11 protein-coding genes are annotated in these 11902 nt (G+C 59.4%); 6 read left to right on the top strand and 5 right to left on the bottom strand.

The window, feature by feature from the left end; all coding sequences use genetic code 11:
- Nucleotides 1-153: 153 nt before the first annotated feature.
- The 4 genes from dnaA to mutM form a co-directional block, all read right to left on the bottom strand.
- On the bottom strand, nucleotides 154-1539 hold the full coding sequence (dnaA, locus tag ACR0C6_RS16575) for a chromosomal replication initiator protein DnaA (protein WP_480447268.1): 1386 nt from the start codon (nucleotides 1537-1539) through the stop codon (nucleotides 154-156).
- A 555-nt stretch (nucleotides 1540-2094) separates the two neighbouring features.
- On the bottom strand, nucleotides 2095-2358 hold the full coding sequence (rpsT, locus tag ACR0C6_RS16570; protein WP_152459792.1) for a 30S ribosomal protein S20: 264 nt from the start codon (nucleotides 2356-2358) through the stop codon (nucleotides 2095-2097).
- Between the two features lie 221 nt (nucleotides 2359-2579).
- A complete protein-coding gene (locus ACR0C6_RS16565) occupies nucleotides 2580-3356 on the bottom strand; it encodes an enoyl-CoA hydratase (protein ID WP_480620255.1) in 777 nt (258 codons plus the stop codon).
- A gap of 66 nt (nucleotides 3357-3422) precedes the next feature.
- Nucleotides 3423-4274, bottom strand: a complete 852-nt coding sequence (gene mutM / locus ACR0C6_RS16560) for a bifunctional DNA-formamidopyrimidine glycosylase/DNA-(apurinic or apyrimidinic site) lyase (protein ID WP_480620253.1) — start codon at nucleotides 4272-4274, stop codon at nucleotides 3423-3425.
- A gap of 86 nt (nucleotides 4275-4360) precedes the next feature.
- Here mutM and ubiE point away from each other — a divergent pair, with 86 nt between their 5' ends.
- A complete protein-coding gene (gene ubiE / locus ACR0C6_RS16555; RefSeq protein WP_171206363.1) occupies nucleotides 4361-5113 on the top strand; it encodes a bifunctional demethylmenaquinone methyltransferase/2-methoxy-6-polyprenyl-1,4-benzoquinol methylase UbiE in 753 nt (250 codons plus the stop codon).
- Nucleotides 5114-5116: 3 nt separating this feature from the next.
- Nucleotides 5117-6646, top strand: a complete 1530-nt coding sequence (ubiB, locus tag ACR0C6_RS16550; RefSeq protein WP_480620251.1) for a 2-polyprenylphenol 6-hydroxylase — start codon at nucleotides 5117-5119, stop codon at nucleotides 6644-6646.
- Between the two features lie 95 nt (nucleotides 6647-6741).
- Here the strand turns inward: ubiB and ACR0C6_RS16545 are convergent, their stop codons facing one another.
- Entirely contained in the window at nucleotides 6742-7917 is a 1176-nt protein-coding gene (locus ACR0C6_RS16545) for an acetyl-CoA C-acyltransferase family protein (RefSeq protein WP_480620250.1), read from the bottom strand.
- Between the two features lie 116 nt (nucleotides 7918-8033).
- Between ACR0C6_RS16545 and ACR0C6_RS16540 the strand changes: the two genes are divergently transcribed.
- The 4 genes from ACR0C6_RS16540 to tdh all read left to right on the top strand — a co-directional run bounded on the left by ACR0C6_RS16540 (nucleotide 8034) and on the right by tdh (nucleotide 11890).
- Nucleotides 8034-8597 (top strand): helix-turn-helix domain-containing protein, encoded by a 564-nt coding sequence (locus ACR0C6_RS16540; protein WP_480447258.1) that lies wholly within the window; start codon nucleotides 8034-8036, stop codon nucleotides 8595-8597.
- A 110-nt stretch (nucleotides 8598-8707) separates the two neighbouring features.
- On the top strand, nucleotides 8708-9895 hold the full coding sequence (locus ACR0C6_RS16535) for a glycine C-acetyltransferase (protein WP_480447256.1): 1188 nt from the start codon (nucleotides 8708-8710) through the stop codon (nucleotides 9893-9895).
- On the top strand, nucleotides 9892-10842 hold the full coding sequence (locus ACR0C6_RS16530) for a PLP-dependent cysteine synthase family protein (RefSeq protein WP_480447254.1): 951 nt from the start codon (nucleotides 9892-9894) through the stop codon (nucleotides 10840-10842). The genes ACR0C6_RS16535 and ACR0C6_RS16530 overlap by 4 nt, the downstream gene beginning before the upstream one ends.
- Nucleotides 10843-10861: 19 nt before the next feature.
- Nucleotides 10862-11890 (top strand): L-threonine 3-dehydrogenase, encoded by a 1029-nt coding sequence (gene tdh, locus ACR0C6_RS16525; protein ID WP_480447332.1) that lies wholly within the window; start codon nucleotides 10862-10864, stop codon nucleotides 11888-11890.
- Nucleotides 11891-11902: the final 12 nt, after the last annotated feature.

Raw genomic sequence — 11902 nt, 5'->3', positions numbered from 1 at the left:
AGGATTTTTTACGGATTTCTGGGTTGGATTGCGTCCAGCGTCAAGGGCAGCGTGCCTGACGAGCACCAGTTCTGATCCAACCGTGGACTAATGCGCACAAGAAACGCCCCGGGTCCGAGGAACCGGGGCGGTTTCCTAGACTACAGGCGCGGATCAGGCTTCAAGCGACCGGCGCAGCATTTCCACATCTTCAGCGATCTGGCCGTCGGTCAGCTTCAACTCTTCAATGCGCTTGACGCCATGCATGACCGTCGTGTGATCGCGCCCGCCAAAACGGCGGCCGATCTCGGGCAGCGACCGGCTGGTCAACTGCTTGCACAGATACATCGCCACCTGGCGCGGACGTGCATAAGAGCGTAGGCGCTTCGGGCCGATGATGTCAGAAAGCCGGATGTTGTAATACTCGGACACCTTCCGCTGGATCTCTTCAACGGTGATCTTGCGTTCCGAGGCGCGCAGCACATCCGCCAGACAATCCTGCGTCAGTTCCATGTCGATCTCGCGACCAACCAGCGAGGCAAAGGCGAACAGACGGGTCAGGGCACCTTCCAGCACCCGAACATTGGTCGAGATGCGATGCGCCAGAAATTCCAGAACGCCATCAGCAATCGCCAGGTCCGGATAGGATGAGCTGTATTGCTGCACCTTGTTCTGCAAAATGCCCAGACGCAGTTCATAATCGGTCGGGTGCAGGTCAACCACCAGACCACATTGCAGGCGGGATTTCACCCGATCTTCCAGATCCTTGATCTCACCCGGGGCGCGATCGGCCGAGATGATGATCTGCTTGTTCTGGTCCACCAGCGCGTTGAACGTGTGGAAAAACTCTTCCTGAGTGGAATCCTTGCCGGCGATGAACTGCACGTCATCAACCATCAAAACGTCAACCGAACGGAACAGGTGTTTGAAATCCATCATCCGACGCTCGCGCAGGGCCTGCACGAACCGGTACATGAACTGTTCCGCCGACAGGTACAGAACATTGAGTTCCGGATGTTTGGTTTTCAGCTCCCATGCGATGGCATGCATCAAGTGGGTCTTACCCAGCCCTACGCCGCCGTACAGAACCAGCGGATTGAAGGTCACCGGCCCGCCCTCGGATACCCGACGCGCAGCCGCATGGGCCAGTTCATTGGGCTTGCCGACGACAAAACTGTCAAAGGTAAAGCGGGAATCCAACGGGGCGGCCTGAAGCGATTCCAATGTATCCTGCGCCGGGTCCTCACTCGGCGCTGCGACAGGTTCAGGCTTTGCCAACGGTGGCGTGTCGACAGCTGGCTTGGGCCGGGCAGGTGAGTTTGCGGCGACGCGGAAATCCAGACGCTGCACAGTTTCACCTGCGGTGTTCAGCTCGTATAAAATGAGGTCCGCAAAATTCTGGCTGACGTAATTGCCCATGAAATTGGTCGGCACCGAGAAAACCGCCACGCCGTCCTGAAGCTCCTTGAATTCCAAAGGCTCGATCCAAGTCGTATAATTGTTCCGACCGATGGCCTTCAGCAACTTGTTACGCAGTAGTCCCCATTTCTCTTGTGTCATTAAGCGCCTCACGCATCCCATTCTTATTGGCCTGTCAGCCTTATTCATACGAAGCCGGTTTCCCGGTGTTGTATTCACACGCAATAGGTATCGATTCGCCAAACCAGTCGGCTTGGCGGGACCATCCCGAAGAGCTCGGCAACCCCAGTTCTGACGCTCAGCAATAACGGAACGTCCCGAAAATCGGGTTGCACGTCGCAATCTCAATTTTTAGACAGGGCCAAGATCACCGGTTTTATTCCGGCTTTCATGGCAGATCGGCAGCCTGGCTCAAGCCAGTCGTCGACAATTGTCCCCTGATCGCTCTGATGCCCGTCAGTTCGATCGGGAAAACAGCCTGTCCCCCCAAGCGAGTGAATCGCTGACATCAGTCGTAGCAATTCCGAGAGGGGCGCGGCAACGAAACTCTGATATTGACTCGGGTCTTTGGGCGAAAGAATCTCTCGGTTTTGTGAAGGCGCGGTTTTCTGGCAACACGAAAAAAGGCGCCGTGATGTGCGGCGCCTTTTCAGAATGGTTCAGCCTTTCTGACGTGACCTTGGGTCACCCCAAAGCTTAGCCCAGTGCTTTGACGCGCGAGGACAGGCGCGACATTTTACGGGCAGCAGTGTTCTTGTGGAAAACACCCTTGGTGACGCCGCGCATCAGCTCGGGCTGAGCCGCACGCAGAGCAGCAGTCGCCGCGTCCTTGTCGCCGGATGCGATCGCTTCTTCGACTTTACGCAGATAGGTGCGGATGCGCGAACGACGCGCTTTGTTGATTGCAAAACGCTTTTCGTTCTGACGAGCGCGCTTTTTTGCCTGAGGCGAGTTTGCCATGTGGATCTGACCTTCGTTCGGTACGTTAATCTTGGGTTGCGCGCCACGGGCATATCCGCACCGGATCAGAAATCACGAGTGTGAGTCGGGCCAAGCGGGCCGCACGCGCATGTATAACGGGGGTCTTTAGCCAAGATTCGAGAGATTGCCAAGGTGATTCTTGGAACCATGGCCAAGAATATGGGGCGGGCTTGAAACACCCGCCTCAGAGGTCCCGCGCTTTACTTGTCGCGGAATTGCGCTGTGCGCTTTTCCAGGAACGCGGCCATGCCTTCCTTCTGATCTTCGGTTGCGAACATCGAATGGAAGACACGACGCTCGAACAACATGCCTTCACTCAGCGGAAGCTCGTAGCTGCGGTTCACCGCTTCTTTCGCGGCCATTGCGGTCAGCTGCGATTTCTCGGCAATCTTCTGTGCTGCGCTCACGGCTTCTTCGATCAGCTTCTTGGCCGGCACCACCCGGCTCACGAGACCTGCGCGTTCAGCTTCGTCCGCATCCATGAAACGCCCCGTCAGGTTCATGTCCATCGATTTGGATTTACCCACAAACCGTGTCAGACGCTGACTTCCACCCAATCCGGCAATGACGCCCAGATTGATCTCGGGCTGGCCGAATTTCGCGGTGTCCGCCGCGATGATGAAATCGCACAGCATGGCAAGTTCACATCCACCGCCCAGCGCATAGCCCGCAACGGCCGCGATGATCGGCTTGCGAATCGCGGTCACACGATCATTCGCATCGGCAAACAGGTTGATGTTGTAGACGTCGACAAAACTCATCTCGGACATTTCCCTGATGTCCGCGCCGGCGGCGAAGGCCTTGTCCGATCCGGTTATCACGATGCAGCGCACCTTGTCGTTGCTGTCCGCATCTTCCAGCGCGGTGCAGAGCTCACCCAGCAACTGGGTGTTCAACGCGTTCAGCGCATCCGGTCGGTTGAGTTTGATAAGTGCGACGTGGTCTTCGATTTCGACGATGATCGTCTCAAAAGCCATGAGGAGAAAGCTTCCGGTTGTTCCGTTCAGGTACGATTCCTTACCACGCGAAAAACTTGGATCAAGCTATCTTTGGCATTGCGCACAATAGAAGGATGAGCGACCGGACTGGGTGATTCTCTTGATCGGCGCTCCGCACCATTCGGTCCGGCAGGCCTCGCCCTCGCGGCCATAGACATCAAACTTGTGCTGAAAATATCCAAGTTCTCCATCGGCTTGGCGGAAATCCCGCAACGAAGACCCACCGGCTTCGATGGCGTCCTGCAACACCTGCCGAATGATCGGAACAAGCGCCGCCACGCGGGGTGCGGAAATCTGTCCGGCTTTGCGACGTGGCGACACTCGGCCGCGATAAAGAGCTTCGCAAACATAGATATTGCCCAGACCGGCAACGATTCCCTGATCCAGCAGGGCGGATTTGACAGGGGTGTTCTTGCCTTTGAACGCCTTGATCAGATGTTGGTCGTGAAAATCGTTGCCCAAGGGTTCAGGCCCCAGCACCGACAGCAGCTTGTGATCTTCGGCGCTGGCCGTTTGCAACAGGTCCATCGCGCCAAACCGACGGGGATCGTTGAAGGTGATGCGCGCGCCGTTGGCCATATGAAAGACCACATGGTCATGTTTTTGCACGGCGGGATGGTCATGGACGAATTGCCCCAACGGATCACCCGACACCGTCATCCGCCCCGACATACCCAGATGGATCAACAGCGTCTCACCGCTGCTGAGATCCGCCAGAATGTATTTCGACCGCCGCCGCAGCCGCTCCACCCGCTGCCCGGTCAGCCGTTCGGCCATACGTTCGGGGAACGGCCAGCGCAGATCGGGGCGGTTCACATCAGCCCGTTCGATCAAGACCCCTTCCATGGCGGGACTCAGGCCGCGTCTTACTGTCTCGACCTCAGGTAATTCGGGCATTACAGGGCTCCTAATTCAAAGGGCCGCATTGTGCCCGCCTCTCTTGGCCCTATAACAGAGGCGAAAATCGACAAACGGCAAGGCAAATGTCCGACAACATCGACAAGACCACTCATTTCGGTTTCGAAACCGTCCCCGAGGCCGAAAAGGCCGGGCGCGTGCAGGGCGTGTTCAACTCGGTTGCCTCGAAATATGACGTGATGAACGACGTCATGTCGATGGGCATCCACCGGGTCTGGAAGGACGCGATGATGGACTGGCTGGCGCCACGCCCCGGCCAGCGGCTGCTGGACGTGGCCGGCGGTACGGGCGACATCTCGTTCAGGTTCCTCAAGCGCGCGGGTCACGGCCACGCCACGGTGCTGGACCTGACCGAGCCGATGCTGATCGAAGGGCGGCAACGTGCCGAGGCAGATCAGATGTCGGACAGCCTGAACTGGGTCGTGGGCGATGCCATGGCCCTGCCCTTCGAAGACAATACATTCGATGTCTACACGATCTCGTTCGGCATTCGGAACGTCACCCGCCCGCAAGAAGCTTTGAACGAGGCTTACCGCGTGCTGAAACCCGGCGGCCGTCTTATGGTGCTGGAATTCAGCCAGCTGCCCAATGAGGGGCTGCAAAAGCTCTATGACCTTTACAGCTTCAACGTCATCCCGCGCATGGGAAAACTGATCGCCAATGACTATGACAGCTATCAGTACCTGGTCGAATCGATCCGAAAATTCCCCGATCAGGAAACGTTTCTGAACATGGTTCGCGCCGCAGGTTTCGAAAACGCCAAATACCGGAACCTGAGCATGGGTATCGCCGCGCTGCATTCCGGCTGGAAGATCTGACACATGCGTGGTCCCCATAACATCATCCGCCTGATCCGCACAGGCGCCACGCTCGAGCGCACAGGCGCCATGAACGTGGTGCTGGATGCGTTCGAAGCCCCGCGCGCCGTTCGCATTCTGGCCCACGCATTGGGCAAACCCTTTCAATGGCTTGGCTACAAAGGCGACCCCGGTATGCCACCGGCCACGCGCGCCCTGACGGCGCTTGGCCCCGCCTATATCAAATTCGGGCAAGTGCTTTCGACCCGCCCTGACGTCGTCGGAAATGAACTGGCCGAGCAACTGCGCGTTCTGCAAGACAAACTGCCCCCTTTCTCCAAAGCCGACGCGATGGCCGAAGTCGAGAAAGAACTGGGTCAGCCGATCTCAGACATGTTCAGCGAATTCAGCGAACCGATTGCCGCAGCCTCGATTGCGCAGGTTCACAAGGCCAAGCTGACCAGCACGGGCGAGGATGTCGCGGTGAAAGTCCTGCGCCCGGGGATCGAACGCGCGTTCCGCAAAGATGTCGATGCGTTCTATTTCGCCGCCCGGATCGTCCAGCTCTTCGCCCCCGGCGCGCGCCGCCTGCGACCGATGGAAGTGATCGAGCATTTCGACGGTGTCGTGCGCGGCGAACTGGATCTGCGTCTGGAAAGCGCGGCGGCCTCCGAATATGCCGCCAACACCAAGGACGACACCGGCTTCTGGCTGCCCCCCGTTGTATGGTCACTGTCCGCGCGGCGCGTCATGACGCTCAGCTGGGCGGACGGGATCGCGCTGGGTGACAATGATGCCCTGGATGCCGCAGGTCACAACCGCAATGATCTGGCCGAACGTGTCCTGCGCCTGTTCCTTCTCCACGCCCTGCGCGACGGCTTTTTCCACGCCGACATGCACCAGGGCAACCTGAAGGTGGCCGCGAACGGAGACATCATAGCCTATGACTACGGCATCATGGGGCACATCGATGAATACACGCGCCGGGTCTATGCCGAAATCCTGTTCGGCTTCATCCGACGCGACTACAAACGCGTGGCCGAGGTGCATTTCGAAGCCGGCTATGTTCCCGCCAACCAGGACGTGGACGAGTTCGCACGCGCTCTGCGTGCCGTGGGCGAGCCGATCTTCGGCATGGACGCCACGCATATTTCCATGGGGCGGTTGCTGAGCTATCTGTTCGAAGTGACCGAACGGTTCGGGATGGAAACACGTACCGAGCTGATCCTGCTGCAACGCACCATGGTTGTCGTCGAAGGCGTTGCGCGCTCACTCGACCCTCATATGAACATCTGGGAAGTCGCCCGACCCGTAGTCGAAGACTACATCAAGCAATCCATCGGCCCCCGGGCGGCCCTGCGTGATTTTGGGAAAACCGCAATGGTGCTGGCCCGCTTCGGCCCGCGTCTGCCGGCACTGGTCGAAAACGCACTGATCGCGCAGACCCAGAAGGACGAACCGCAGACGCCCACCTTTTGGTCCTTTGCTCTGCCCGCCACGATCGGCGCCGCAGCAGGTGCGGCGCTGGTCTTGCTGATCAACGCGCTCAGCTGAACCAACCCGCCCACTTCATCTGGCCACAAATATCCTCGGGGGGAATCGCGCCCTGGCGCGATGGGGGGCAGACAGCCCCCCGTACCCCTTCCGGGTCAGAGCCGCTCGATGGCGATGGCAATCCCCTGACCACCCCCGATGCACATGGTGATCAACCCTTTGGATCCGCCGCTACGTTCAAGCTCGTACAGTGCTTTCAGCGTGATGATCGCACCCGTGGCCCCCACCGGATGCCCCAACGCAATCGCACCGCCGTTGGGGTTCACCTTGCTCGCGTCCAATCCAAGCTCCTGATTCACGGCCAGAGCCTGCGCGGCGAAGGCTTCATTGCTTTCGATCACGTCGAAATCTTCCGCTGACAGGCCCGTCTTCTTCAACAGGTTTTGCACTGCCGGAACCGGGCCAATGCCCATGACTTCCGGCCGCACGCCTGCATGCGCGTAACCAATCACGCGCGCCTTCGGTTTCAAACCGGCCCTTTCGGCCGCATCCGCTGTCGCCAGCACCATCGCCGCCGCGCCGTCATTGATGCCCGAGGCATTGCCGGCCGTCACACGCCCGTCCTTCTTGAACACCGGGCGCAGACCCGCCAACGCTTCGGCGGTCGTCGCCTTTGGATGCTCGTCGACTTTGAAATCGACCATGTCCCGCTTGACCTTGACCTGTACCGGAGTGATCTGGCTGTCGAAGTACCCGGCCTCGATCGCCGCTGCCGCACGTGTCTGGCTGTCCAATGCGAACGCATCCATCTGCTCGCGGCTGATCTGATGCTCATCCGCCACGTTTTCGGCCGTCACCCCCATATGTCCGGTGCCGAAGGGGCAGTTCAACGCGCCCAGCATCATGTCCGGCGAGGTGACGTCGCCCATCTTTGCACCCCAGCGCGCCTGCGGAACGATATAGGGGCTGCGTGACATGCTCTCTGCTCCGCCTGCCACCGCAAAGTCAGCATCGCCCATCATCAGGGACTGCATGGCTGACACGATCGCCTGCGCGCCGGATCCGCACAGGCGGTTCACGTTCATGGCCGGCGTGCCATTGGGAATGCCCGCCTGCATGGCGGCGACGCGCGACAGATACATGTCACGCGGTTCAGTGTTGATCACATGACCGAACACCACATGCCCGATCTGCGCCCCCTCGACCCCCGATCGCTCAAGCGCCGCTTCGGTCGCGACAGTGGCCAGATCAATCGGCGCGGTTGAAGCCAGCGCACCACCAAAGGTGCCAATTGCGGTGCGGGCACCGTCGAGAATAACTATATCGCTCATGAGCTACTCCTCCTGAATTTCGCTGCATTATGCATGCGCAGAATGGCACTGTCGCCCCAGACGTCCCGTCACGGCGGGAATTGACATTGCGTTGCGCAGCCCCCATGGATTCCGTCATGACGGAAGACACAGACGATATCCTGAACCTCCTGCCCGCCCGCCTGAAAGAGGCACGACGCGCCAAAGGCCTGTCCCTGGAAGCGGTCGCCAATCTCAGCGGTGTGTCCCGGTCCATGGTCAGTCAGATCGAACGCGGAGAAAGCAGCCCGACGATCTCGACCTTGTGGAACCTGACACGCGCCTTGCAGGTGGATTTCGCCGGTCTCTTGGAGGGCACAAAAGCCACGGACCAGATCGAGGTGCTCAGAAACTCCGAAGTGCCCAGCATCGACAATATGGGGCAGAACTGCCGAATTCGCATCCTGTCACCGCCGGAAGAGGCCGGGGGTCATGAAGTCTATGATATCGAATTCGACGAGGACGGGGCCCTGAACAGCCAACCCCACGCCCGCGGTGCCCGTGAACAGCTCACCGTGCTGGAAGGCGCGGTCAAAGTCACTTCAGGCAATGCGGAGTCCGCGTTGAACCAAGGGGACACGGCCCGATACGCCGCCGACATTGCGCATTCCATCTGTGCCCAAGGGCCAGCCCGGGTATTTCTGATCGTAAAAAACGCCTGACATCCGCGAAATTCCGCCTTCACGGATATTTTTCCTTCATATTGAATTTCCCCTATTTGGGAATTTCTTCCGTTATGTTAGATGTACGACTCAGTTGAACGGAGGTCGCCATGGCAGATGCATTCCTGTCCCATATCACGGACACACTTGCGCAGATCGAATCTGAGGGTCTTTACAAACGCGAACGAATGATCACCTCGCCTCAGGGCGGTGAGATCACTGTGGGCGGCAAGCAGGTGATCAACCTCTGTGCCAACAACTATCTGGGTCTGGCGGATCACCCGGCGCTGATCGAGGCCGCAACACAAGCGATGGGGCCCAAAGGATTCGGCATGGCGTCGGTTCGGTTCATCTGTGGCACGCAAGACATTCACCGCGAACTGGAACAACGTCTTGCCAATTTCCTGAACAAGGACGACTCCATCCTTTTTGCCGCCTGTTTCGACGCCAATGGCGGGTTGTTTGAACCTCTGTTGGGACCGGAAGACGCCATCATTTCGGACAGCCTGAACCACGCCTCGATCATCGACGGCGTGCGGCTGTGCAAGGCCAAACGCTATCGCTATCTGAACAACGACATGAACGACCTCGAAGCCTGGCTGAAACAGGCGCGCGAGGACGGGGCGCGGCATATCATGATCGCCACCGATGGCGTGTTCTCGATGGACGGCTATCTGGCCAACCTGCCGAAAATCCGGGAACTGGCCGATAAATACGATGCGATTGTCATGGTGGACGATTGCCATGCGACCGGCTTCATGGGGCCGAACGGTGCCGGCACACCCGATCATTTCGGCGTCGATGTGGATATTCTGACGGGAACCTTGGGCAAGGCACTTGGGGGGGCAATCGGCGGCTATATCGCCGGGCCGCAGCCAGTGATCGACCTGCTGCGGCAGCGGGCGCGGCCCTATCTGTTCTCAAACTCGCTGCCGCCCTCGATCGTCGCTGCCGGGTTGGAGGCGATCCGTCTGGTCGAAGAAAGCGACATGCTGCGCGCGCAACTCTTCGGCAACGCCAAATATTGGCGCGCCGGGCTGGAAAAGCTTGGCTTTGACCTGCTGCCCGGGGAACACCCGATCATCCCGGTGATGCTGGGTGAGGCGACGCTGGCACAAGACATGGCGTCACGGCTGTTCGACGAAGGCGTCTATGTTTCGGGCTTCTTCTTTCCGGTCGTCCCACGCGGGCAAGCGCGGATCAGAACGCAGATGAATGCGGCTCTGACCAGGGATGAACTGGACCGCGCCCTGTCCGCATTTGGCAAGGTCGGCAAAGAGCTGGGGGTCATCGAATGATCCTTCCATCGGTCATCGATGTGATCGGCGACACCCCCATGGTCGAACTGTCGCGCGTGTGTGCCCAGCAGAAGCTGAACGGGCGTATCATCGCCAAGCTTGACTATTTGCTGCCGGGATTTTCGAAAAAGGACCGCGCGGCGAAGTCCATCATCGAAACGGCGCGCGCATACGGGACTTTGTCACCGGGGCAGACGGTGGTCGAGCTGACCTCAGGCAACATGGGCACCGGCCTGGCGATTGTCTGCGGCATTATGGGGCACCCGTTCGTGGCAGTCATGAGCGCGGGGAACTCGGTCGAACGCGCCCGCATGATGCGCGCGTTGGGCGCCGAGGTGGTGATCGTCCCCCAGGCCCCCGGCAGCAAACCCGGCGAAGTCTCTGGGGCCGATCTTGAACTGGTCGATGTCGAGGCGAAACGCATCACGACCGCACGCAACGCGTTTCGTGCGGATCAATTTGGTCATTCGGGCAACCCCAAGGCCCACGAAACCGGGACCGGGCCCGAGATCTGGGCGCAATCCGAAGGCGCCGTCACGGCATTCTGCGACTTTGCAGGATCGGGCGGAACGCTGGCCGGAGCGGCAGAGTATCTGAACCGGCACGGCGTGCGGTGCTATGCCGTGGAACCTGCGGGCGCGCGCGCTTTGGCCGGTGAGCCGGTTTCGACTCCGGACCATCCCATTCAGGGCGGCGGTTACGCCATGGATGATCTGGTGCATTTGAAGGATAGCCAATTGGCCGGCCACCTTGCTGTTTCGGGGAAGGCCGCGCGGGATTGCGCCCGGCTTCTGGCCCGGACCGAGGGGATATTCGCCGGCTATTCGGCAGGCGCGAATCTTGCCGCGGCGATTGAACTGCTGCGCGGCCCCGAAGAAGGCGGCTGCGTCGCCATCGTCATGTGTGACAGCGGCCTGAAATACCTGTCGACCGATTTGTGGGAGTAAACATATGCGACCCAACACAATGAAAGCACTGGAAAAATCCAAACCCGAAGAAGGGTTGTGGATGGTGCAGGCCCCGATCCCCGAAATTGGCCCGGATGATGTGCTGATCCGCATCAACAAGACGGGTATCTGCGGCACCGACATCCATATCTGGAACTGGGATGAATGGGCGTCTCATACCGTGCCGGTTCCGATGATCACCGGCCATGAGTTTGCTGGAGAGATCGTCGAGATCGGGCGCAACGTGACAGGGCTTGAAATCGGCCAGCGATGCTCGGGCGAGGGTCATCTGATCACCACCGACAGCCGTCAGAGCCGCGCCGGAAAGTTTCACCTGGATCCGGGAACTCGGGGCATCGGAGTGAATGAACAGGGCGCATTTGCCGAATATCTGAAACTGCCTGCCTTCAACGTGGTGCTCTTGCCCGAGGACATACCGGATGAGATCGGAGCCATCCTCGATCCGCTGGGCAATGCGGTGCATACCGCCCTCAGCTTTGATTTGCTGGGCGAGGACGTTCTGATCACGGGTGCGGGCCCCATCGGCATCATGGCCGCTGCCGTCGCTCGTCATGCGGGTGCACGCAACGTGGTCATCACCGACATCAACGCAGACCGATTGAAACTGGCCGAACATGTGGTTCCCTCGGTGCGGACCGTCGATGTCTCCACGGAGGACTTGCAGGGCGTCATCGCCGAGCTTGGGATGAAAGAAGGGTTCGATGTCGGGCTTGAAATGTCCGGCTCGCAAGCCGCCCTGGACCAGATGGTCGAAGCCTTGGTGATGGGTGGAAAGATCGCGTTGCTGGGGATTCCTCCGGGCAAATCTCCGGTTGACTGGTCGCGCATCGTGTTCAAGGCGATCACGATCAAGGGGGTCTATGGGCGAGAGATGTTCGAGACGTGGTACAAGATGATCGCCATGCTGCAAAACGGTCTGGATGTGTCCCGCGTGATCACGCACCGCTTTGCGGTTGATGATTTCACCAAAGGGTTTTCCGCGATGAAATCAGGCCTGTCCGGCAAGGTTGTTCTGGACTGGACCTAACGCGCTGGAAAG

It is taken from the genome of Ruegeria sp. AL12, from assembly GCF_056540885.1.
Note: the sequence above shows the minus strand (reverse complement) of the source record. Positions and strands in the feature narration are given on the sequence as shown.